General features: G+C 59.5%; 23 protein-coding genes, 1 tRNA gene and 1 pseudogene. 13 read left to right on the forward strand and 12 right to left on the reverse strand.

Going from position 1 to position 21,055, the window contains the following annotated elements:
* The 6 genes from A7P95_RS04115 to A7P95_RS11065 form a co-directional block, all read right to left on the reverse strand.
* A partial coding sequence (locus A7P95_RS04115) for a hypothetical protein (protein ID WP_067591619.1) occupies positions 1 to 601 on the reverse strand: 601 nt, incomplete at its 3' end.
* Positions 540 to 761 (reverse strand): zinc finger domain-containing protein, encoded by a 222-nt coding sequence (locus A7P95_RS11060; protein WP_082890720.1) that lies wholly within the window; start codon positions 759 to 761, stop codon positions 540 to 542. The genes A7P95_RS11060 and A7P95_RS04115, both read right to left, overlap by 62 nt.
* A gap of 155 nt (positions 762 to 916) precedes the next feature.
* The gene (locus tag A7P95_RS04120) at positions 917 to 2,008 is read right to left on the reverse strand and encodes a phage baseplate assembly protein (protein ID WP_082890721.1); all 1,092 of its coding nucleotides are present in this window, start codon (positions 2,006 to 2,008) and stop codon (positions 917 to 919) included.
* Positions 1,992 to 2,408 (reverse strand): hypothetical protein, encoded by a 417-nt coding sequence (locus A7P95_RS04125; protein WP_245636556.1) that lies wholly within the window; start codon positions 2,406 to 2,408, stop codon positions 1,992 to 1,994. The genes A7P95_RS04120 and A7P95_RS04125 overlap by 17 nt, the downstream gene beginning before the upstream one ends.
* The gene (locus tag A7P95_RS04130) at positions 2,384 to 2,731 is read right to left on the reverse strand and encodes a hypothetical protein (protein WP_082890722.1); all 348 of its coding nucleotides are present in this window, start codon (positions 2,729 to 2,731) and stop codon (positions 2,384 to 2,386) included. The genes A7P95_RS04125 and A7P95_RS04130 overlap by 25 nt, the downstream gene beginning before the upstream one ends.
* Before the next feature lie 61 nt (positions 2,732 to 2,792).
* Complete coding sequence (locus A7P95_RS11065; protein ID WP_082890723.1) at positions 2,793 to 3,050, reverse strand: helix-turn-helix domain-containing protein; 258 nt, start codon at positions 3,048 to 3,050, stop codon at positions 2,793 to 2,795.
* A 235-nt stretch (positions 3,051 to 3,285) separates the two neighbouring features.
* Between A7P95_RS11065 and A7P95_RS04135 the strand changes: the two genes are divergently transcribed.
* Entirely contained in the window at positions 3,286 to 4,041 is a 756-nt protein-coding gene (locus A7P95_RS04135; RefSeq protein ID WP_067591625.1) for a S24 family peptidase, read from the forward strand.
* 267 nt (positions 4,042 to 4,308) lie between these two features.
* Positions 4,309 to 5,319, forward strand: a complete 1,011-nt coding sequence (hemH, locus tag A7P95_RS04140; RefSeq protein ID WP_067591628.1) for a ferrochelatase — start codon at positions 4,309 to 4,311, stop codon at positions 5,317 to 5,319.
* A 201-nt stretch (positions 5,320 to 5,520) separates the two neighbouring features.
* Here hemH and A7P95_RS04145 read toward each other — a convergent pair whose 3' ends face one another.
* The 3 genes from A7P95_RS04145 to ttcA all read right to left on the reverse strand — a co-directional run bounded on the left by A7P95_RS04145 (position 5,521) and on the right by ttcA (position 7,796).
* Entirely contained in the window at positions 5,521 to 5,985 is a 465-nt protein-coding gene (locus A7P95_RS04145) for a DUF6678 family protein (RefSeq protein ID WP_067591631.1), read from the reverse strand.
* A 148-nt stretch (positions 5,986 to 6,133) separates the two neighbouring features.
* Positions 6,134 to 6,853 carry a CPBP family intramembrane glutamic endopeptidase gene (locus tag A7P95_RS04150; protein WP_067591634.1) on the reverse strand — a complete coding sequence of 240 codons (720 nt, stop codon included), beginning with the start codon at positions 6,851 to 6,853 and terminating at the stop codon, positions 6,134 to 6,136.
* Positions 6,843 to 7,796, reverse strand: coding sequence for a tRNA 2-thiocytidine(32) synthetase TtcA (gene ttcA, locus A7P95_RS04155; RefSeq protein ID WP_067591637.1), 954 nt, complete (start codon positions 7,794 to 7,796; stop codon positions 6,843 to 6,845). Before ttcA ends, A7P95_RS04150 begins: the two co-directional genes overlap by 11 nt.
* 155 nt (positions 7,797 to 7,951) lie before the next feature.
* Between ttcA and A7P95_RS04160 the strand changes: the two genes are divergently transcribed.
* From A7P95_RS04160 to A7P95_RS12465, 8 genes and pseudogenes are all read left to right on the forward strand, one after another.
* Entirely contained in the window at positions 7,952 to 8,413 is a 462-nt protein-coding gene (locus A7P95_RS04160) for a DUF4149 domain-containing protein (RefSeq protein ID WP_067591640.1), read from the forward strand.
* Between the two features lie 149 nt (positions 8,414 to 8,562).
* The gene (locus A7P95_RS04165) at positions 8,563 to 8,832 is read left to right on the forward strand and encodes an accessory factor UbiK family protein (RefSeq protein ID WP_067591894.1); all 270 of its coding nucleotides are present in this window, start codon (positions 8,563 to 8,565) and stop codon (positions 8,830 to 8,832) included.
* Positions 8,833 to 8,842: 10 nt separating this feature from the next.
* On the forward strand, positions 8,843 to 10,339 hold the full coding sequence (locus tag A7P95_RS04170) for a YifB family Mg chelatase-like AAA ATPase (protein WP_067591643.1): 1,497 nt from the start codon (positions 8,843 to 8,845) through the stop codon (positions 10,337 to 10,339).
* Complete coding sequence (locus A7P95_RS11530; protein ID WP_156503493.1) at positions 10,336 to 10,503, forward strand: hypothetical protein; 168 nt, start codon at positions 10,336 to 10,338, stop codon at positions 10,501 to 10,503. Before A7P95_RS04170 ends, A7P95_RS11530 begins: the two co-directional genes overlap by 4 nt.
* A 36-nt stretch (positions 10,504 to 10,539) precedes the next feature.
* Positions 10,540 to 11,304 (forward strand): SPOR domain-containing protein, encoded by a 765-nt coding sequence (locus tag A7P95_RS04175; protein WP_067591646.1) that lies wholly within the window; start codon positions 10,540 to 10,542, stop codon positions 11,302 to 11,304.
* Positions 11,305 to 11,333: 29 nt separating this feature from the next.
* Entirely contained in the window at positions 11,334 to 12,002 is a 669-nt protein-coding gene (locus A7P95_RS04180) for a thiol:disulfide interchange protein DsbA/DsbL (RefSeq protein WP_067591649.1), read from the forward strand.
* A gap of 84 nt (positions 12,003 to 12,086) precedes the next feature.
* Positions 12,087 to 12,908, forward strand: a complete 822-nt coding sequence (locus A7P95_RS04185; protein WP_067591651.1) for an undecaprenyl-diphosphate phosphatase — start codon at positions 12,087 to 12,089, stop codon at positions 12,906 to 12,908.
* Positions 12,909 to 12,991: 83 nt separating this feature from the next.
* A pseudogene (locus A7P95_RS12465) lies at positions 12,992 to 13,141 on the forward strand (IS5/IS1182 family transposase); the annotation flags it as partial.
* A gap of 39 nt (positions 13,142 to 13,180) precedes the next feature.
* Here the strand turns inward: A7P95_RS12465 and A7P95_RS04190 are convergent.
* The gene (locus tag A7P95_RS04190; RefSeq protein ID WP_067591659.1) at positions 13,181 to 14,605 is read right to left on the reverse strand and encodes a chloride channel protein; all 1,425 of its coding nucleotides are present in this window, start codon (positions 14,603 to 14,605) and stop codon (positions 13,181 to 13,183) included.
* A 280-nt stretch (positions 14,606 to 14,885) separates the two neighbouring features.
* Here A7P95_RS04190 and A7P95_RS04195 point away from each other — a divergent pair.
* Together A7P95_RS04195 and prmB are read left to right on the forward strand one after the other, a co-directional pair.
* Positions 14,886 to 14,979 (forward strand) — tRNA-Ser (locus A7P95_RS04195).
* Positions 14,980 to 15,173: 194 nt separating this feature from the next.
* Positions 15,174 to 16,073 carry a 50S ribosomal protein L3 N(5)-glutamine methyltransferase gene (prmB, locus tag A7P95_RS04200; RefSeq protein ID WP_067591665.1) on the forward strand — a complete coding sequence of 300 codons (900 nt, stop codon included), beginning with the start codon at positions 15,174 to 15,176 and terminating at the stop codon, positions 16,071 to 16,073.
* Positions 16,074 to 16,357: 284 nt separating this feature from the next.
* On the opposite strand, the gene A7P95_RS04205 is transcribed toward prmB, so the two are convergent.
* Together A7P95_RS04205 and nagZ are read right to left on the reverse strand one after the other, a co-directional pair.
* The gene (locus A7P95_RS04205) at positions 16,358 to 18,622 is read right to left on the reverse strand and encodes a nitric-oxide reductase large subunit (protein WP_067591668.1); all 2,265 of its coding nucleotides are present in this window, start codon (positions 18,620 to 18,622) and stop codon (positions 16,358 to 16,360) included.
* Positions 18,623 to 18,941: 319 nt separating this feature from the next.
* Positions 18,942 to 20,024: a beta-N-acetylhexosaminidase gene (gene nagZ / locus A7P95_RS04210; protein WP_082890724.1), complete on the reverse strand. Its 1,083-nt coding sequence runs from the start codon at positions 20,022 to 20,024 to the stop codon at positions 18,942 to 18,944.
* 159 nt (positions 20,025 to 20,183) lie between these two features.
* On the opposite strand from nagZ, the gene bamJ reads away from it, so the two are divergent.
* Entirely contained in the window at positions 20,184 to 20,951 is a 768-nt protein-coding gene (bamJ, locus tag A7P95_RS04215; protein ID WP_245636557.1) for a BamJ family beta-barrel-assembly machinery protein, read from the forward strand.
* Positions 20,952 to 21,055: the final 104 nt, after the last annotated feature.

Consider the following 21,055-nt stretch of genomic DNA (forward strand, 5'->3'; position numbering starts at 1 on the left):
TGCGGTAGTTGCCCTGCTGGGTGCAGACGTAGGGCGGGTCGAGTACCAACAGCGTGCGCGGGTTGGCGATGTGTTGTGGCAGCAGCTCGCGGTAGGACTGGCTGACTATCTCCACGCCGTTCAGGTAGCCTTGCGCCTCGGGGTAGTCGTTGAGGCTGATGCAGTTGTACATGGTTTTGCGGCATAACTCGTCCAAATCGGCGGCGGTGTTGCCGCTGAACAGCAGCCATGCCACTAAGCAATCCAAATCAACATAACCGCCAAAGCTGCGGATGGCGGACACGATGGCGGCTTTAACCGCAGGCGGCACCAGCTTGTTGCGCGGCACGGATACTAAAAGCTCGGCAAGCTGGCGACGCAGGCGGTTGGTGTCGGGGATGTGGCGCAGGCGCTCGCTGTAGCCGTCGTAGTCATTATAAAGCACGCGGGCAGCGGACTTGGCCTGTTTGGCGGTGTGCGATAAGAGGCCGGAGCCGCCGAAGGCGTCGAGTATCGTCCAGCCGCTCCCGTTGCCGGGGAGGTGCTGGTTTAACACCTGTTTAAACAGCTTTAAAAAACGGCGTTTTTGGCCGGTGAACGGCAGGGGTGCTTTGGTGTACATGAGTGCCTTTCTGCGTGGATTTCGCGGTTTCGGCACTCGGGGCGCTCTGGGTTGTGAAAGAACTGAATTGGTTTACTGTTTTACAGCGCTGGCACTTGATTTGCACGGTGCCGCTGCCGACGGCCAGTAGTTTGCCGCAGTTTTTACATCGGTATTGCATGGTTTGTCCTACATTGCGTGATACAATCCGCGCGCCCTCGAGGGTGGCGGCCTTGGGTCAATGCAGGCTGGTTCTGCTTGGCTGTCGCGGCGGGTGTTACCGCACCCGCCGTGTCGCCGTCTTGGTTTCTTACTCCCCGCCCGTGTGGCGGGTTTTTATTGCGTCTCCTGTTTATACAAGGCGGGCACGATGGCGGCGAGGTCGTTGGGTGACCAACGCCAGCTCTCGGGCAGCCCGAGCGCGGCGGCGCACCACTCGGAGCAAAACCATTTATCGCCCCTCTGGCGGGTTTTGAACACCACGCCGAGGGCGCCGAACCAGTCGTAGGGCTGGCTCACGGTATGGCGGTAGAGGCGGTCGAGCCGGCCGTGCTCGTTGATGCTGTCGGGCAGCGGGAATAAATCCCATTTGTCGGCAGGCAGAGCCATGGTTTTGGCACGCACCCCGCCGTCGCGCACAGAGGCGGAAAGGCAGTCGTGCACGCCGCCGCTGCCGGGGCCGTCCACATCTGCCTCCACAATAATCAGCGGGCGGTGCACCTTAACCGTGTCGTCTTTCACCGTGGTGCGCAGGTTGTGCTTGCCGCTGTGGCTCTGCCCCAATACCGTTATCTCGCTGAAGCGCTGCGAAAAATCGCGCTCCACCTGCAACTGCTCCACGTTGTTGCCCTGCCCGGACACGCGCACAATCAAATCGGCCACCGGCTTGGCGGTGTAGTCGGGCCCGCCGATTACCAGTGTGCCGTCCGGCTCCAGCCACGGCCATAATCCGTTGGCCTCGGCATACTGCGCCAAGGCATCCCAAGCCCGGCTGCCCGGCTCGATCTGCACTTTGTTGGTGCGCGCGGTTTGTGCCGCATCGATGCGGATTTTGCTGATGCCCAAGGGCTTCACGATGGTGTCGATAATCTGCTTTAAATCCATATCCTGCGCGTTAAAAATCGGGCAGGAGCAATCCAGCAGGATGCCGGCGTCGTCGCGGCCGGAAATGGTGAGCGTTTTTTGCCCTTTGGCGGTGGTGGTGCTCACGCGGTCGATGCGCCCGCTCAATACCGTATCCTCGCCCACCCGCACCTCCACGCTGTCGCCCGGCTGCACTGCATCCGGCTTGGCATCCACCGGGCGGCCAAGGGTTACCTGAAAATCATCCGCCGGGGTGAGCAGGTCGCTGTCGATGTCGTAATCCGTCCACTGGCTGTGGGTTTTGCCCGCGATAAGCAGGCTCACGGTGTTATTGGGCGTAGGCATTGAGTACCGTCCCTCTGGCGATAAAGTTGGGGTGCACGATGTCGGGATTGAGGCGCAGCAGCTCGGCTTGGCGGCTATGGTCGCCATACCACCTGAAAGCCAGCAGGTGCAGGCTGCTGTCGCTTGGCACCACCTTTTGCACCAAAGGCGGGCGCAGGTTGATTAAGGCCTGCGCCTGTTTTTGCAGGGTGTGCGCCAATGTGCGCACGCTGTCGGCCAGCTCGGCGCTGCCCTCCAGATAGGGCTGCTGCAGCAAGAGATGGCGCTGCTCCAATTGGCGGTAGAGCTGCTCGGGGTCGGGCGGGTTGTCTTGGTACAGGCTCAGCAGTAAGGCGGCCAACTGCTCGGCCTGCTCGGCGGAAGCGGCCAGCATCATTACTGCCAAGCGGTTGGCGGCCAAGCTGCTGCCGTTTGGCTCTGCACCTGCGCCATATCCGCCGCTTTGCCCTTACGCCCGCGCGGGATTTCAATCACCACCCGGTCTCCATGCAGTACACTTAGGTATTCGCTAATAAAGCGGCTGCCTGTTAGCGCTTCAAACTGGGCTATCCGGTTGAGCGGCAAGGTGTTCTCCAACAGCCAGCGGTAATACGTTTTAAGTTCCACCCCCATCAAGTCGGCCATTACTTTGGAGGGCAGCCGCCGCTCCTTGGCATGGCGCTTGGCCAGCTCAATCGCATGGTCTAGTGAGGTGGCTTTCGCCTGTCGTCTGATGGTTCTCATGATGAAATTTCGCTGGGTGGGAATTTAAATGCGTGATTTTTTTGTTTAATTAACCTACAATTCAGGCATTCACTACTTTTCGTAGCGTTGGTCGGAAGTTTCGAGCCGCATGCCGTTGTGGCCAAATATCTTCCGGTTTCATACCCAAAGCGTCTGCGATGATTTTTTCGCCCTTCGGGTAAAACGGGCAGTAAAGAGCGTTTCGTAAAGTGTCAGGCCCCAACCCACTGGCTACTGATAAGGCTCGCACTGACCATCCTGCCTTTTTGAGCGCAGCAACCACATCCGCGCGATGCCAGTCTGCTGTATTTTTTTGCATTGCTATTCACTCCATTCGTTTAGCTTAAATGTTATGCGCTTTCGTTTAACGTGCTGGCATATTACTAAACAAATGCGGCGTTTGCAATCGTTTGTTTTGTATTTTTTCTACGTTTGTTCAGTTATTTTACTAATCGTTTGATAAATATTTGAAAATTTACTAAACAAAAAACTACTTTATTTGTTTAGTCTTTTATTTAGTCGGTGGATAGCTAAACAAAAGAGTTGGATTTGCTATGAGTAGCTTTAAAGAGCGCCTCCAATTCCTATGGGGCGATGCCAAGCCAGCACAAATCGCAAGAGATTTAAATTGGTCTATTAGCGGCGTATTAAGGATTTTTGAAAAAGACACCATTCCAAAAGCTGAAACCCTTGTTTCAATTCAAAAATTGAAAGGGTGCGATTGGAATTGGTTGATGACAGGGGAAGGTGTACCATTCCCCAAAGAAGCGGCAGCAGGCGGTAACCAAGAGTTGCACGAGCCTGTCGCGGGCTATAATGCAAAATGGATCGCCCAAAGTATCCAGACTGTCCCGGAGGTGCGGGATACGCTCGGTAATCCCGTGGATTTGAGCGAATTCGTCTTTATTCCCCGCTACAACGTCCGGGCTTCTGCCGGCAACGGCTTCCCGGTGGGCAATGAGGAGCCTTTGTTCCCGATGGCCTTCCGCCGTTTTTGGATTGAACACTATTTAAATGCCGACCCCAAAGACTTATCGGTAATCAAAGTGCGTGGCGATTCGATGGAGCCAGTGCTGTGCAACAACGACAATATCTTGGTTAATCACGCCAAGCGTAAGCCCGGCAATGGTTTGTTCGTTGTCCGCATCGGCGGCGAGCTGGTCGTTAAATACACGCAAATCATGCCCGGCAGCAAGCTCCTGCTCAAATCTGCCAATGAGATATATGAGCCTTTCGAGCTGGATTTAGCCGGGCCGGATGCTGATGTTGAGATTATCGGCCGTGTGGAGTGGTTCGGCCGTCAGGTTTAAAACCTTTTAAAACCCTTTTAAAAGGTACTCAATTCCCGTTTATTCTAGTGCAAAAGATAACGCATTTTTTATCAAACTAAAGCAAAAGCTGGTGCAAGTTTTTTCTCGCACCAGCTTCGCTCAAATTCGCACCTGATAAAGTTTTCCGCCGTTTTTTGCCTCCGGTCATCCCAGTGCAAAAATAACCACCTCCCCACACTTGCCAACCCTTTTCAGGTAGCCCAACAACAACACAACACCCAACCACACCGCAAGGAACACCCGCCCATGCCCCACTTCCTTCCCGAGCCGCCCCACGGCAGCCACCCCGCCCGCGTCGGCATCCTGCTCATCAACCTCGGCACCCCCTCCGCCCCCACCGCCGAAGCCGTACGCCCCTATCTGCGCCAATTCCTCTCCGACCAGCGCGTGGTCGAGCTGCCCCGCCTGCTGTGGCAGCCCCTGCTGCGCGGCCTCATCCTCCCCTTCCGCGCCAAAAAAAGCGCCCACGGCTACCGGCAAATCTGGCAGCCCCAAGGCTCCCCGCTGGCCGTGTTCACCGCCAAACAAGCCGCCGCCCTGCAAAAACTGCTGCCGCAAGTATTGGTGGAGCACGCCATGTCCTACGGCGAGCCCTCCGTGGCCCACACCCTCGCCACCATGAAAGCCCAAGGCGTAGACCGCCTGCTCGTGCTGCCCCTCTATCCCCAATACGCCGCCAGCAGCAGCGGCGCCGCGCTCGATAAAGTGCTGAACGAACTTGTCAAACAGCGCAACCAAATCAGCCTGCGCACCATCAGCCGCTTCTACAACCACCCCGACTACATCCAAGCCATGGCCGCCCACATCCGCGCCTACTGGCAGCAACACGGCCGCGGCCAGCGCATCCTCTTCAGCTTCCACGGCATCCCCGAAGCCTCCGTGCAACAAGGCGACCCCTACGCCGCCGAATGCCGCGCCAGCGCCCAACTCTTGGCCGAAGCCCTCCACCTCTCCCCCCAAGAGTGGTATCTCGCCTTCCAAAGCCGCTTCGGCCGCGCCCGCTGGATTGGCCCCGCCACCGACCAACTGCTCACCGAGCTCCCCGCCAAACACAATATCCGCGAGCTCGACCTCTTCTGCCCCGGCTTCGTGAGCGACTGCCTCGAAACCCTCGAAGAGCTCGCCATCCAAGGGCGCGAACAATTCCACGAAGCCGGCGGCCAAACCTTCCGCTTCATCCTCTGCCTCAACGACAACCCCGTCTTCATCGAAGCCCTCGCCGACATCGCCCTGGAAAACCTCGGTGGCTGGGTGTAGTGAAAAGCCGCCAGACTGGCTGAACACAGAAAAAGGCTACCTGAAAATTTAACTTCGCAAACACGCGCAAAGCTCATTTTCAGGTAGCCTTTATCCTTACCTTCCGGCAATTTATAGCGAATCAAATTGGCTTTCAATACCAGGCAGCGAGCCGCAGACAGTACAGGAGTACGGCAAGGCGAGCTAACACCGTAGCGAAAGTTAAGTTGGTTCGCTATAGCCTTTCAGGTAGCCATACACCGTAAAGCAAAACTCATTTTCCACATACGGAATACTGAAGCGCTCCAATATCGCGCGGATGCCCGCGCTGTTGTCCACAATTTCCGGCGCAATCAAATGCCCGCGGAACACCGAACGCAATTTGCGGATTTTCACCCATTCGATGTCAAACATTGGATAGAAATGCTCATCGCCCCAATCGCCGATTGCCACCGTGGTTTCCACTATGGCTTGCTCAACTTCTGCTTCCGATATTTCATCAAACAAATACTTGATTTCATAGGCCGGCGCATTTTCCCACTCGTCCATCGCCCCGCGCAGCTCCCGCCATTTGGTGTTGTTCATCGCCCCCACCAGCCCATGTTGCCGCACAAATTCGCGCACGCGGCGGCGGTAGCGTTCTGCTTTGCTTTTGAGCCCTGCCTGTTCGTCTGTTTGTGTCTGCATGATGTTCTCCTTTCCCGCCAGGCTACCTGAAAACCGAAACGCCCTGCCGCTGTGATTTTTAGCTTCGCAGAAACTCCGCTTCCTTCGGCAGCTTCGTTTTAACCTCGTTGAAGCTGCGTTTTCAGGTAGCCTTCCGGATTGCCGCGCCCTACTCCGGCCAAAACGCCGATACCAGGCTGATGGCGTTGTTTAGCATATGAATCAGCACCGGATATTTCAAATCTTTGGTGTGCAGATACGCGCCGCCCAGCACCAGTCCCATGGAAAAATACAGCAAAAAGGCAGGCTCCGCGGGCGGGTTGTGCAGGCTGCCGAACACAAAGGCCGAAGCCGCCAGCAAGGCCAGGCGTTTACCGCGGCCGTGCGGCACGCCGAAGCTCTGGAAGAAAATGCCGCGCAGCAACAGCTCTTCCAGCAGCGGCGCCAGCAGCACGATATACAGCACCATCGGCAGCGGCAATTGGCGCACCAAATGCAGCAAAATCTGCTGGTTGGCCAAATTGTCCACCCCCACATCCACGCCCAGCGCGCGCATCAGCGACTCATACAGCGGCCCCACGGCAAGCAGAAGCAGCAGGTAGCCCGCCGCGAGCAGCAGCTTTTTGGCGCAGATCGGCTCAGACAGCGCCAGGAAATGTCCCTTGGCGCCGCGCCGGTAAATCCGGGCAAACCAATACACCACCGCCCCGCCCGCCGCGCCAAACAGCAGCGTTTCCACGCCCTGCGCCGCATACCAAGCCATGCCGCCTGCCGCGTGCCAGCCCTGCACCGCGTTGGCATATATGAACAATCCCGCCAACATCGGCAACGCAGTCATCACCAGCAGCAGGCCCAGCAGCCGCAGCACGGCCAGCACGTTATCGCGCACCGCAACCCCCTTCCTTCGGCTTGCTGGCCAAGATGTTGATTACCTTGCGGCCGGATTTTTCAGGTAGCCTTTCGTCTTCTTCATCGCGCGGCGCATCAAACGACACCGTTTCGCTGTCGAACGCCAAATCGCCGCCATGTTTCAAGCTCTGGCCGCGTTGCAGGTTGGCGAAGTCAAACAGTTCGGTATCGGCCAAATGCGAGGGCACCACGTTTTGCAGCGCGGAAAACATGCTTTCGATGCGGCCGGGGAAGCGCTTGTCCCAATCTTTCAGCATCTCGCCCACCACCTGCCGCTGCAAATTCGGCTGCGAGCCGCACAGGTTGCACGGGATAATCGGAAACTGCTTCAGTTCCGCATATTTAATCAAATCTTTCTCTTTCACATAAGCCAGCGGGCGGATCACGATATGCTCGCCGTTGTCGCTCACCAGCTTGGGCGGCATGGCTTTGAGTTTGCCGCCGTAAAACATGTTTAAAAACAGCGTGGCGAGAATATCGTCGCGGTGGTGGCCGAGGGCGATTTTGGTGCAGCCCAGCTCTTTAGCCGTGCGGTAGAGGATGCCGCGGCGCAGGCGGCTGCATAGCGAGCAGGTGGTTTTGCCTTCGTCGAGCACGCGTTTTACGGTGGAATAGGTGTCTTCTTCCACGATTTTGAAGGGTACGCCGATGCTTTTCAGGTAGCCTGGGAGCACGTCTTCGGGGAAGCCGGGCTGTTTTTGGTCGAGATTCACGGCCACCAGCTCGAAATCAATCGGCGCGCTGGCTTGCAGCTGGCGCAGGATGTCGAGCAAGGCGTAGCTGTCTTTGCCGCCGGAGAGGCAGACCATGATTTTGTCGCCCGGCTCGATCATGTTGAAATCGTTGATGGCTTGGCCTACGGCGTGGCGCAGGCGTTTGTGCAGTTTGTTGGCTTCGTGTTCGGTTTTCGGTTTGTTCGACATGGCGCGGGTATGGGGCGGAAACGAAAAATGCGGGATTGTAACGCAGTGTAGGCGGATTTTATAGCAGGTAAATCAGCGCGGGAGCGGCTGAAAGAATGTGAAGAATACGGTACACTGCGCCTTGTTTTACCTATTTTGGCAGAGAAAGGATGCGAATGTTTGCAAATCGAGTGTTGGCGCTGTTGGTGTCGGTGTGGTTCGGGGCTTATGTGCTGGCGGGCTACGGCGTGGCGCCTTTGTTGTTCCAATCGCTGCCCAAGGAGCAGGCCGGCACGCTGGCCGGGGTGCTGTTTAGCACGGTGAACTATATCGGGCTGTTTGTGTGGGCGGTGGTGTATCTGGCCGGCGTTTCGGCGCGGCGGCAGTCGTTTGGCCGGGGAGGCAACAGCAAGCTTTCCTCGCGCTTGGTGGCGTTCACCTGGCTGCTGCTGGCGGTGTCGCAATTCGTGCTGGTGCCGCTCATCCGCGCGCTGCGCACGGGGCAAACGCATTGGCTATCCAACCTGCTCGGCGGCGAAATGGGCTTCTGGCACGGCATGTCGAGCAGCCTGTATATGCTGGTGAGCCTGCTGGGCTTGGTGCTGCTGATGCGGCTGGTGCGCTTCGAGTGGCATTAAAGGCTACCTGAAAAATGAAAGGCTACCTGAAAATATCTGCCGCAGGGTTTTCAGGTAGCCTTTTTCACGTTTGCCGCCCTTAATGCTTGCTGCCCCACCCCTGCGCCGATAAAATGCAGCCGTTCACATCCCAACACAAGGAAACCGCCATGCTGGCCAAAAAAATCCTCGACGAACTCGCCGAAAAAATCAGCAGCACCATCGCCGCAAGCCCGGTGAAAGATGCCGAGAAAAACGTGAAAACCCTGCTCGGCAGCACGTTTAACAAGCTGGATTTGGTAACGCGCGAAGAGTTCGACATCCAGCAGCAGGTGCTCATCAAAACCCGCGAAAAGCTGGCCGCCCTAGAAGCGCGCCTGGCCAAGCTGGAAGCCGCCGCCCCGGCAGCCGCCCTGCCCAACCGTTCCGAACAGCAATAGGAAGCGCGGCATGAGCTTGGCGGTGGTATACAGCCGTGCCCTCAGCGGCATGGCCGCGCCCTTAGTGGAAGTGGAAACCCACTTGGCCAACGGCCTGCCCGCGTTCAACATCGTCGGCCTGCCCGACACCGAAGTGAAGGAAAGCCGCGACCGCGTGCGCGCCGCCATCATCCAAAGCGGCTTCGATTTCCCCGCCAAGAAAATCACTGTAAACCTCGCTCCGGCCGACCTGCCCAAAGAATCCGGCCGCTTCGACCTGCCGATTGCCATCGGCATCCTCGCCGCCTCCGGCCAAATCGCCATCGCCCCCGAAGAGCTCGCCCGCTACGAAATGGCCGGCGAACTCGCCCTTTCCGGCTTATTGCGCCCGGTGCGCGGCGCACTGGCGATGGTGTGGCAGAGCACGCAGGCGCAGCGCCGCTTCATCCTGCCGCAGCAAAGCGCCGAACAGGCCGCGCTGATTGAAAGCGCCGAAGTGCTCGCCGCCGACAGCCTCGGCGCCGTGGCCGCCCACCTCAACGGCATCGCCGCACTCGAGCGCTGCCGCCCCGAAATCCACATCAGCAAAGAAACCCCCTATCCCGACCTGCAAGACGTAAAAGGCCAGCACACCGCCCGCCTCGCGCTGGAAATCGCCGCCGCCGGCGGCCACAGCCTGCTGATGAGCGGCCCGCCCGGCACCGGCAAATCCATGCTCGCCCAGCGCCTGCCCGGCATCCTGCCGCCCCTCTCCGACCACGAAATGACCGAAACCTGGGCGCTGCGCTCGCTGCTGCCCCAGCAGCACGGCTTCTCCCGCCGCCGCCCCTTCCGTTCGCCGCATCACAGTGCCAGCAGCGCCGCCATGGTGGGCGGCGGCTCCGACCCCAAGCCCGGCGAAATTTCCTTGGCGCACAACGGCGTACTCTTTCTTGATGAGCTGCCCGAGTTCGACCGCAAAGTGCTCGAAATGCTGCGCGAACCGTTGGAAAACGGCCTCATCCACATTTCCCGCGCCAGCCGCCAGGCCACCTATCCCGCCCGCTTCCAGCTCGTGGCCGCCATGAACCCCTGCCCCTGCGGCTACCTCGGCCACCCCGCCAAGCCCTGCCGCTGCACACCCGAGAGCATCGCCCGTTATCGCGGCAAAATCTCCGGCCCGCTCTTGGATAGGATTGATTTGATTATCGAAGTGCCCGCCCTCACCGCCGCCGAGCTCACCCAGGCCGCCCCCGGCGAAAGCAGCGCCGCCGTGTTGCAGCGCGTGCTCGCCGCCCGTGAAAGGCAATACCTCCGCCAAGGCAAAAGCAACGCCGAGCTTAACGTAAGCGAACTCGACGACCTCGCCGCCATCGAGCCCGAAGCCAAAGCCGCCCTCTCCGCCGTGCTGGAAAAACTCTCCCTCTCCGCCCGCAGCTACCACCGCATCCTACGCATCGCCCGCACCCTGGCCGACCTCGCCGGCAGCGATAGCGTAAACCAGCGCCACGTCATGCAGGCCGTGAGCTTCCGCCGCACCCCGTCTTGAAAGGCTACCTGAAAAATCAAACGCGCCACATCCCCCAGCTCCAATCCATTTTTCAGGTAGCCTTTTCCCCTTCCCGCCAGCCAAACAGGCTACCTGAAAACCATTCCCGCCCGCCCAGCCTGAAAGAACATGTAAAAACCTTCCGCCGCCGCAAACGGTTTTGATAAAATGCGGCACATTTTTAGCAAGCCCTTTTCCCCATGCAAACCAAACCCCACGGCAAAGGCCTTTCCGGCTTTATCTTCGGCCTCCTGCTCGCCACCCTCATCATCGGCGTCGTGTTATATTTCCTCAACAACACGCCCTCCGGCATCAAGCAGCCCGAAGCCCCGAAAACCGACATCCAGCCCGAAATCCTCACCCCCCGCCAGCAGCGCGCACCCGACACCGCCGCCGGCAGCGACGCCTCCGGCAGCAGCGGCCACTACGCCCTGCCCCCCGGCGACATCACCGACAAACCGCCCGTGGCCGCTTCCGTGCCCGCCCAAGCCAGCGCCCCCGAAGCCCGCCCCGAGCAGCCCAAGCCGCAACAGCAGGCCAAGCCACGCGAGCCGCAGCGCAAACCCGAGCCTGAAGCCAAGCCCACCCCGCAGCAGATTCTGGAAAGCGGCAACGTAGAGCGCGCCCGCGAGCAGGCCAGGCGCGAACGCCGCGAAGCCGAAGCACGCGAAGCCCAGGCCAAAGCCGCCGAACAGCGCAACAGCCAGCGCGATGCCGAAGCACGCGGCAACAGCGGCGGCCGCTACATCGTGCAGATGGGCTCCTTCAACAACCCCGAAGCCGCCGATTCCCAACGCGCCAAACTCGCCATGCTCGGCATCGACGCCCGCGTGAGCAGCAGCCAGCGCAACGGCCAAACCGTATACCGCATCCAAAGCGGCCGCCTCAGCCGCGCCCAAGCCGACGCCTTAAGCCAGCGCCTGCGCGGCAACGGCATCGACAGCCTCACCCGCCAAGCCGACTAACCCCATTCCACCCACCACGAAAGATTAAAATGAAACTGAAAGCCCTATTCCTCGCCGCACTCACCGTTTTCGCCGTCGGCACCGCCCAAGCCAAAGCCGTGGAAAACACCGACTACATCGTGCGCACCAACGTCATCAAGCCCGTAAACCCCAACAAAATCGAAGTAACCGAATTCTTCGGCTATTTCTGCGTTCACTGCCAACACTTGGAGCCCGCCCTCGAGCAGCAAAGCAAACGCTTCGCCTCCGACACCGTGCTGCGCCAAGAACACGTGGTGTGGCAGCCTGCGCACCAAACCCTGGCCCGTCTGCTCGCCGCCGTGAAATCCACCGGCCTCACCCGCCAGGCCAACCAGCCCATTTTCAAAGCGCTGATGGACGGCAAAGTAACCGACGAAGCCAGCCTGAAAAACTGGATTCAGCAGCAGCCCTACGGCAGCCGCCTGCTCGCCGCCTATAACAGCCCGCAGGCCGCCGCCGCCGCCCAAACCATGCAGCAGCAAACTGTTACCTACAACATCACCAAAACTCCGGTCATCATCGTGGGCGGCAAATACGAGCTCACCGACTCCAAAAACATGCAGGTGTTGCAGGAGCTGATTGAGAAAGTGCGCGCCGAACGCGGCATGCCCGCCCCCGCCCCGCGCGCCACCGTGCGCAGCCGAGCCGCCGGGCTTGCCGGCCAGGCCAACCGCTAAACCGCGCCTGGATTTTCAGGTAGCCTGTAGCCGGGACTATGGGCTACCTGAAACATTTTTCAGATTGTTTTCAAGAGTTTCACCATGAGTTTGCTCCTCGCCTTCAAAGCCCTGATTCTCGGCATCGTGGAAGGCCTCACCGAATTCCTGCCCATCTCCAGCACCGGTCATCTGATTGTGGCCGGCAGCCTGATCGGCTTTGATGCCGAAAGCCATGCCGTGTTCAACATCGCCATCCAGCTCGGCGCCATCCTCGCCGTGGTGTATGAATACCGCGCCCGCTTCCTCCATGTGGCCACCCATTTGGGCAAAGACCGGCTGGCCAACCGCTTCGTGCTCAACCTCGCCATCGCCTTCGTTCCCGCCGCCGCCGTCGGCCTGCTGCTAAATGATTTTATTGAAAAAGTGCTGTTCAACCCGGTGAGCGTGGCCGCCGCGCTGGTGGTGGGCGGCTTTTTGATTTTGTGGATTGAAAAACGGCAGAGCCGCATCCCACCGAGGGTGCGCAGCGTGGACGATATGCGCCCGCGCGACGCGCTTGCCGTGGGCCTGTTTCAGATTTTGGCGCTGATTCCCGGCACTTCCCGCTCCGGCAGCACCATCATGGGCGGCATGGTGTGGGGGCTCGACCGCAAAACCGCCACCGAGTTTTCCTTCTTCTTGGCGGTGCCGATTATGGTGGCCGCTTCCGGCTACAGCATTTTAAAAAACCTGAGCGCCTTCAGCGCGCAGGTTTTTGGCCTGATCGCCGTGGGCTTTATTGCCGCTTTCGTGTCCGGCCTGGTGGCGGTAAAAGCCTTGCTGCGCTTTGTGTCGAGCAAAAACTTCGTGCCCTTCGCCTACTACCGCATCGTGTTCGGCGGCATCATCCTGCTCACTTGGCTGGGCGGCTGGGTGAATTGGTAAACCCGTTTCCGGCAAACTGCTTGTCTCTGCAATGAAGGCTACCTGAAAAATTTCAGGTAGCCTTTATCCTTCCCATATAGTGGCTTAACAAAAATCAGGACAAGGCGACGAAGCCGCAGACAGTACAGATAGTACGGCAAGGCGAGGCAACGCAGTCCTGGTTTAAATTGAATCCACTATATCTATATCATCGGCCGTTCAAACGTTTGCTGCATGAAGAAGGCTACCTGAAAACCGGTTTAGGGTTTTCAGGTAGCCTTCTTCATGCAGCCCTACTCCGCTTTCGCCGCCTCCTGCGCCGCCTTATCTTGCTCCAGCCTATTCGCCTGCTCCTGCTGTAATTCCTCACGCAGCCGCTGGCGGAAACGACCCGCCGCGAAATGATAAAATGGCTGCGGGCAGAATTGGCGCGCAATCACCGAAGCGGCAATCGACGACACCAGCATCCAAAACAGCAGCGACTGGCTGCCCGTCATCTCCATCACCACCACGCTGGCCGTGAGCGGCGCCTGCGTGGCCGCCGCCAGAAACGCCGCCATGCACAGCAGCGCCAAAATCGCTACCGGCGCCGTATCGCCGCCAATCTGCGCAATGTGCACCCCCAGCACCGCGCCGATGGCCAGCGACGGCGTGAAAATCCCGCCCGGAATGCCCGCCCAATACGACAGCACCGTGGCCGCCCACTTCGCCCCGGCCAGGCCCGGCGTCAAATTCGTGTGCCCGTGCAGCGAAGCGGCCGCGATGGCGTAGCCCGTGCCGTAGGTTTGGCCGTCAAACAGCACGCCCAAAGCCGCCAACATCAGGCCGAAAATGCCCGCCAGCCAAATCGGGTGCCGCCGCATCCAGCTGCGCCACTTCGGCGGCGCCAGCCAAGTGGCACCCTTGCTCAGAAAACGGGCAAACAAACCGCCCGCCGCCCCGCACACCACCGCACACAACAGCGCCCATTGCAGCATGTTTTCCACCGGCTGCCCGGCGTTGAAGCCCTGAAAATACGTGCTGTTACCCTCAATCGCCACCAAAAAGAAACCCGCAGCCAGCACGCCGATAAAAATCTGCCGCTCCCAGTGCAACGACACCGAACGCCCCAGCTCCTCAATCGCAAAAATCACCCCGGCCAGCGGCGCATTAAACGCCGCCGCCAAACCGCCAGCCGCGCCGGCCGCCAGCAATTCTTTTTCCTGCAAACGCTTAAACGCCAAATTGTAGCGTTTGCACCAGCTGCCCCAAGCCAGCATCACCGCCGCACCCACCTGCACCGACGGCCCCTCGCGGCCCACCGAAGCCCCGGCCAACATGCCCAAAAATGTGAGCGGGATTTTCAAAATCGTGCGACCCAATGCCACCAACCGGTTGCCGCCCTTCACTTTCGGCATCGACAGCGTGGCCAGCACCTGCGGGATGCCGCTGCCCGCCGTATAAGGCGCAAAACGGCGCGTGAGCCACACAATCAGCATCAGCCCCAAGGGCAGCACCGCAAATGCCGCCAGCGGATATTGCCGCGCCCATTCCCGGTTTAGCTCCAGCGCATAATCCGCCAGCTTGGCAAAGCCCAGCGACACCAGCGACACCAGCGCCGCGCCCATCAGCAGCAGAATCACCGCCGCCGTTTTGCGCGACAGCCGCTGCGTTTGCTTGATTTTGTGCGACAAACCCCTGCCGATTTTGCCGCTCACCTTAATGCCTAATCGTTTCATACCGTTTCTATCCGCCGCAGTTCGGAAACAGCCTTGGCTTCAGCCAATTGCCGAGCGTTCCGAGCCGCCGTTTAATGTAAACACACACAAACATTTCTTTGCGCATTATAGCAAACCGCATGCCAAGCGTAAGCCGCTGCCGCAAACGCCCGCGCCAAACCCGGCTTTTGGCGGAATAAAATCCAGCAATCTCAAGCCGCTCACCAAAAACCGCGCATTTCCCGCACAAAACATCTTGCCTTTTACGCACGTTTCCTATATTATCCGCCGTTCCGAATTCGGAGTAGTGGCTGAGAGGCTGAAGGCACACCCCTGCTAAGGGTGCATATGGGCTAAAACCTGTATCGAGGGTTCGAATCCCTCCTACTCCGCCAACATCCAAACTCCCCAACCGCCAGGTTGGGGAGTTTGCTTTGCGCGAATGATAAAAGGCTACCTGAAAACCCTTCCGGCTTGGCCGATACCTTCAATTCAGCTGTCTCCTGCCAGCTTTCCCCAAGCCAATCGCCCACCCAAATCCGCTATAATCCCGCCTTTCCCTCTTTTCCTTTTCCCAACACCGCAAACCATGTTTACCCAAGTCCGCCAGCACCTCCGCACCCCGCGCGACCTCCTGCGCTTCTGCATCAGCCGCTTCAACCAAGCCCGCCTCAGCTTCGGCCACGGCAGCGACAACGCCCACGACGAAGCTGCCTACCTCATCCTCCACACCCTAAACCTCCCGCTCGACACCCTCGAGCCCTACCTCGACGCCGCCCTACTGCCCCAAGAAATCGACGCCGTGCTCAGCCTAGCCGAACGCCGCGTAAACGAACGCATCCCCATGGCCTACCTCACCCGCCAAGCCTGGCAGGGCGACTTCGAATTTTATGTGGACGAACGCGTGCTCATCCCCCGCTCCTTCATCTACGAAATGCTCGGCGAACCCATCGCCCTGTGGACAGACGGAGCCGACCGCGTCCGCCGCGTGCTCGACCTCTGCACCGGCAGCGGCTGCCTCGCCATCCAAGCCGCCCACCACTACCCAGAAGCCCAAATCGACGCCGCCGACCTCAGCCCCGACGCCCTCGAAGTGGCCGCCATCAACGTGGCCAACTACGGCCTCGAAGAACGCATCCGCCTCATCCAAAGCGACCTCTTCGACAATCTTTCCGGCACCTACGACCTCATCATCTCCAACCCGCCCTATGTCAATGCCGAAAGCGTGGCCGCGCTGCCCGCCGAATACCTGCACGAGCCCGAAATGGCGCTCGGCAGCGGTGAAGACGGCCTCGACGCCACCCACCAAATCCTCAACCAAGCCGCCCGCTTCCTCAACCCCAACGGCATATTGCTGGTGGAAATCGGCCACAACCACGAAGTCCTCGAAGCCGCCCGCCCCGACCTGCCCTTCTTCTGGCCCGAACAGAGCGACGGCGGCAGCAGCGTCTTCCTGCTCACCCGCGAGCAGCTGCTGGGCGAAGCGTAAGCCGTTCCGCGCCGTTGAAACCAACGGCTGGCTTCGCTGCAGACGCTTGCTTTTCAGGTAGCCTCTATCCGTTCGGAGGCTACCTGAAAATTTTTAGCGCTTCGAACACGCCTTGCTTTGCCTGTTTGATTTTCAGGTAGCCCCTTACGCCAAGAAGGGCTACCTGAAAACATAAGCTGCCAAAAAGCTAAGCTAACGCATAAACGCAACCGCCCATGCCAAAAAGGCTACCTGAAATATTTTTCAGGTAGCCTTTGCTTCATTCAGCGTTTAATTACCAGGCATCAGGCAGACTTCTGCTCCTGCCCGCCGCTGCCTTTGCTGAACACAATTTTCGTTGCCTGCCAGGCCACGCAGCAGCCGCCGGCGATAAACACCAAATCAGAAATGGTGCGAATCCAGCGCAGCATCACCAGCGAATCCTGCTGCATAAAGTGTTCGCTGCGCGCCATCCACAGGCCGTCGGTGATGGCGGCGTGGATTTGGATGATGCCGGCCGGCAGCAGGCTGGTGATAATCATGCCCACCAAGCCCAAGTTCAGCAGCCAGAAGCCGTAGCTCATCAGCTTTTCTTCAAACTCGTAGTCCGGTTTCAGGTAGCGTGCTACCAAGAGCACGAAGCCCAAGGCGAGGAAGCCATACACGCCGAACAACGCGGCATGGGCGTGCACCGCAGTGGTGTTCAGGCCTTGCAGGTAAAACAGCGAAATCGGCGGGTTGATGAGGAAACCGAACACGCCGGCGCCGATCATGTTCCAAAACGCCACGGCCACAAAGCACATCAGCGGCCAGCGCAGGCGTTTCATCCACGGTGTGGCATGCTGGTAAGACCAATGCTCGTGCGCCTCTTTGCCCAGCAGGATCAGCGGCACCACTTCCAGCGCGGAGAAGGAAGCGCCCACAGCCATAATCGGCGTGGTGGTGCCGGAGAAATAGAGGTGATGGAAAGTGCCGGGCACGCCGCCGATCATAAACAGCGAAGCGGCCACAAGAGAAGCCACGGTGGCCGATTTGCGGCTCACCAAGCCCAGGGTGTAGAAAATAAAGGCCAGCGCCACGGTGGCAAACACTTCAAAGAAGCCTTCCACCCACAGGTGCACCACCCACCAGCGCCAGTATTCCATCACGGTGAGGCTGTCGTGCTCGCCGTAGAACAGGCCCGGCGCATAAAACACGCCCACGCCCACCATGGAGGCCACGAAAATCGCCAGCAGGTTTTTATCGCTGGTTTTGTCTTTAAACGCAGCCACGGTGCAGCGCAGCATCAGGAACAACCACAGCAGGAGGCCGACCATCAGCAGAATCTGCCAGAAGCGGCCTAAATCCAAGTATTCGTAGCCCTGGTGGCCGAACCAGAAGTTCAGATGCGCGGGCATGGCGTGGCTCAAGGCCAGGAAGTTGCCGCCGTAGGAGCCGCCCACCACGATAAACAGCGCCACAAACAGCGCGTTCACGCCCAGCGCCTGGAATTTCGGGTCTTTGCCGCCGTTCACCACCGGCGCGAGAAACAGGCCGGCGGTGAGGAAGCCGGTGGCAATCCAGAAAATGGCGGATTGCAAGTGCCAAGTGCGCACCAAGGCATAGGGGAACCAGTCGGAGAGCGGGATGCCGAAGAAGCGCTGGCCTTCCACCGTGTAGTGCGCGGTGAGCCCGCCGAGCAGGATTTGCACCACAAACAGCGCCACGGTGAGGAACACATATTTGCCCAGCGCGCGCTGCGAGGGGGTGAGCTGCACCTTGCTGATGGGGTCGCGCTCCGGCATTTGCGGATCGGGCTCGTGGCGGTGCAGGAACGACCAGCCCCACACGAGCAAGCCGATGCCGGCCAGCAAAAACACGATGCTGGCCACCGACCACATCACGTTTTCCGCAGTGGGCACGTTGTTGATGAGCGGCTCGTGCGGCCAGTTGTTGGTGTAGGTGGCGTTGTGGTCGGGGCGGTTGGTGGCGGAGGCCCAGGCCGTCAAGAAGAAGAAGTTGGTGAGGCGCTCGCGGCGTGCTTCATCCGGCAGCGTGTTGTTTTTCATCGCGAAGTGTTCGCGCGTCTGCTCCATGGCAGGGTCGTTGCCGTAGAGCGCGATGTAGTACGGAGCCACGGTCCGGATGGCTTGGATGCGGGTGTCGCTGAGCACTACTTTGCCGTCGGCGCCCATGCGGCTGCCGTTGCGGTATTCTTCGGTCATGGCGGCTTTCAGCGCGGCCTGTTGATCGGCATTCAGCTCGTCGAACATTTTGCCGTGCTGGGCTTGCGCGCTGATGTTCAGCCAGGCCACCAGCTCGCGGTGCAGCCAGTCGGCCGTCCAATCGGGGGCTTGGTAGGCACCGCGGCCGAGAATCGAGCCCAGCTCCATGCCGCCGGTGCTCTGCCAGGCGGATTGCCCGGCCAGGATGTCGGCCTTGCTGATGACGGTTTGCCCGTTGGCGGATACATAGGCTTCCGGGAAGGGCGGCGCCTTGCGGTACACCTCCACGCCCAGGTAGCCCAATATGGAGAAGGTTATCGTCAACACAATGATGAGCGACAACCAGAGTTTCTTATATTGTCCCATGGTCATTCCTCTAGTGATGGTTTTGTTGGCGGCGGTTTGCGCCGTGATGCGGAAACGGAAAGCGGCTGTGCGGCGGGCAGTTTGCTGTTTGGCAGGCGTTTCAACCGTGCTGCACGCCGCGCGGCCGCATCCGTTCCCGCTGTCACTATAGCGATTTTGCGTGGGGAAATATCTAGCTAGAAAGTATGAATTTGTGTGAAGAAGCAGGCTGGAAAGGCTACCTGAAAAATGAAAAACCGTATTCCGGCATGGGAATACAGTTGGTGTGGCAAGCAACGGGAAGGCTACCTGAAAATTTCAGGTAGCCCCTCATCCACCATCAAAACGCCTCGCCCACTTTCACGCCGCCGGCCACATCCTGCGGCGAGGCCAGCGCGGCGGTGAAGGCTTGGGCGGCTTGAAATTCGGGTTGCGCCATCACCGCGGCATAGTCGGCACTCGTGCCGCGCCCGGCCATGTATTGCCAGCGCGCGGCCAGCTGCGGGTTTTCAGGTAGCCTGAAGCCTTCCAGCAGTTCGTCCACCCAATCCGGGCGGTTGCACACCAACACAATATCGCAGCCGGCGGCAAAGGATTGCGCCGCCCGCTCGCGGATGCCGCCTGCCGCGCCCGCACCTTCCATGGTGAGGTCGTCAGAAAAAATCACGCCGTTGAAACCCAGCTCCTGCCGCAGAATCTGCTTCAGCCACACGCCGGAGAAACCGGCCGGCTGATTGTCCACCGCCGGATACACCACGTGCGCCGGCATCACGGCGGCCATGCCCGCGGCAGCCAAAGCGCGGAAGGGCTGGATATCCGCCGCCATCAGCTCGGCCAGGCTGCGCGGGTCTTCCGGCAGCACATGGTGGCTGTCGCCCGCCACAAAGCCGTGGCCAGGAAAATGTTTGCCGCAGCTCTGCATGCCGCCGCGGTTCAGGCCGCGTTGCAGCGCCAAAGCCAGCGCGCCCACGATTTCGGCCTGGCGGTGGAAGCTGCGGTTGCCAATCACGGCGCACTGCCCCCAATCCAAATCCAGCACCGGCGTAAACGACAAATCCACGCCGCAGGCGCGCAGCTCCGCCGCCAGTACCCAGCCTATTTTCTCCGCCGCCGCTTCCGCCGCAGCCTGCCCCTGTTCTTCCCAGATTTTGCCCAGCACGTTCATGGCCGGCAGGCGGGTGAAGCCTTCGATAAAACGCTGCACGCGCCCGCCTTCGTGGTCCACTGCAATCACCAGCTCCGGCGTACGCAGCGCCTTGATTTCGGCGCACAACTCCTGAAGCTGGCTGCGGCTCTGATAATTGCGGCGAAATAAAATCACCCCGCCCACGGCCGGATGCAGCAGGCGCTGTTTTTCTTCTTCGGTCAAACGGTAGGCGGCAACATCGGCCATAACCGGGCCGCGCGGCAGGCAAACTGGCATATCAATCTTTCTGCATATCAATGAAAGCGCGGATTTCATCACTTCCGCCGCCAAAACACAAGCCGCAGCCTTTTAATTCTGGTAAAACCGATTGAAACGGCGCGGCGGAAATGTTGTAATGCCAGCCGTTATTTTCTTTGTCCTCAATTAGGGAGTGTTATGCAAAAAAATATGTTCCGCACCGGTTTGCTGGCCGCCGCCGTGATGTTTGCCCTGGCCGCCTGTAACCAACAGCCCGCTTCCGGCAGCGCTTCTGCCCCGGCAGCCGCTTCTTCGGCTTCCGCCGCCGCAACCGCCAGCGCCCCCGCCGCTTCCGGCGCCCTGGCCAATATGAACGACCAGCAGAAAGCCAGCTTCTTAATCGGCTACCTGCAAGGCACCCAGCTCAAAGAAGCCAGCGACAGCGGCATGGAATTGGATATGGAAGCCGTGGTGAAAGGCCTGCAAGCCGGCATGGCCAGCGAGCCGCAGCCCGTGAGCGATGAAGAAGCCAACAACATCCTCCAGCAATACCAAGCCTCGCAGATGGCCAAGCTCGCCACCCGCCAGCAAGAAGAAGGCAAAACCTTCCTCGAAGCCAACAAAGCCAAAGAAGGCGTGAAAACCACTGCTTCCGGCCTGCAATACAGCGTGAAAACCGAAGGCACCGGCAAACAGCCCAACGCCAACAGCACCGTTACCGTACACTACGAAGGCAAGCTGCTCGACGGCACCGTGTTCGACAGCTCCATCCAGCGCGGCGAGCCCGCCACCTTCAAGCTGAACCAAGTCATCAAAGGCTGGACCGAAGGCCTGCAACTGATGAAAGAAGGCGGCGAATACACCCTCTACATCCCCGCCGAGCTCGCCTACGGTGAAAAAGGCAGCGGCAACATCCCGCCCAATGCCGTGCTCGTGTTTAACGTGAAGCTGATTAAAGTCCAGTAAGCCGTCAGCCACCCCAAAGACTACCTGAAAAGCAAAAAGCATTTTCAGGTAGCCTTTTGTTTAGCCCCAAACACATCCAGGCTACCTGAAAAAGAAACCCAAAC

Source organism: Eikenella longinqua (assembly GCF_001648355.1).
In the GTDB taxonomy this organism is placed as follows: domain Bacteria; phylum Pseudomonadota; class Gammaproteobacteria; order Burkholderiales; family Neisseriaceae; genus Eikenella; species Eikenella longinqua.

Bases quoted from the DNA above. Each gene is read 5' to 3' on its own strand.
- A7P95_RS11060 (WP_082890720.1), bottom strand. From the start codon at position 761: ATGCAATACCGATGTAAAAACTGCGGCAAACTACTGGCCGTCGGCAGC.
- A7P95_RS04120 (WP_082890721.1), bottom strand. From the start codon at position 2,008: ATGCCTACGCCCAATAACACCGTGAGCCTGCTTATCGCGGGCAAAACC.
- A7P95_RS04130 (WP_082890722.1), bottom strand. From the start codon at position 2,731: ATGAGAACCATCAGACGACAGGCGAAAGCCACCTCACTAGACCATGCG.
- A7P95_RS11065 (WP_082890723.1), bottom strand. From the start codon at position 3,050: ATGCAAAAAAATACAGCAGACTGGCATCGCGCGGATGTGGTTGCTGCG.
- A7P95_RS04135 (WP_067591625.1), top strand. From the start codon at position 3,286: ATGAGTAGCTTTAAAGAGCGCCTCCAATTCCTATGGGGCGATGCCAAG.
- hemH (WP_067591628.1), top strand. From the start codon at position 4,309: ATGCCCCACTTCCTTCCCGAGCCGCCCCACGGCAGCCACCCCGCCCGC.
- A7P95_RS04145 (WP_067591631.1), bottom strand. From the start codon at position 5,985: ATGCAGACACAAACAGACGAACAGGCAGGGCTCAAAAGCAAAGCAGAA.
- ttcA (WP_067591637.1), bottom strand. From the start codon at position 7,796: ATGTCGAACAAACCGAAAACCGAACACGAAGCCAACAAACTGCACAAA.
- A7P95_RS04160 (WP_067591640.1), top strand. From the start codon at position 7,952: ATGTTTGCAAATCGAGTGTTGGCGCTGTTGGTGTCGGTGTGGTTCGGG.
- A7P95_RS04165 (WP_067591894.1), top strand. From the start codon at position 8,563: ATGCTGGCCAAAAAAATCCTCGACGAACTCGCCGAAAAAATCAGCAGC.
- A7P95_RS04170 (WP_067591643.1), top strand. From the start codon at position 8,843: ATGAGCTTGGCGGTGGTATACAGCCGTGCCCTCAGCGGCATGGCCGCG.
- A7P95_RS04175 (WP_067591646.1), top strand. From the start codon at position 10,540: ATGCAAACCAAACCCCACGGCAAAGGCCTTTCCGGCTTTATCTTCGGC.
- A7P95_RS04180 (WP_067591649.1), top strand. From the start codon at position 11,334: ATGAAACTGAAAGCCCTATTCCTCGCCGCACTCACCGTTTTCGCCGTC.
- A7P95_RS04185 (WP_067591651.1), top strand. From the start codon at position 12,087: ATGAGTTTGCTCCTCGCCTTCAAAGCCCTGATTCTCGGCATCGTGGAA.
- A7P95_RS04190 (WP_067591659.1), bottom strand. From the start codon at position 14,605: ATGAAACGATTAGGCATTAAGGTGAGCGGCAAAATCGGCAGGGGTTTG.
- prmB (WP_067591665.1), top strand. From the start codon at position 15,174: ATGTTTACCCAAGTCCGCCAGCACCTCCGCACCCCGCGCGACCTCCTG.
- A7P95_RS04205 (WP_067591668.1), bottom strand. From the start codon at position 18,622: ATGGGACAATATAAGAAACTCTGGTTGTCGCTCATCATTGTGTTGACG.
- nagZ (WP_082890724.1), bottom strand. From the start codon at position 20,024: ATGCCAGTTTGCCTGCCGCGCGGCCCGGTTATGGCCGATGTTGCCGCC.
- bamJ (WP_245636557.1), top strand. From the start codon at position 20,184: ATGCAAAAAAATATGTTCCGCACCGGTTTGCTGGCCGCCGCCGTGATG.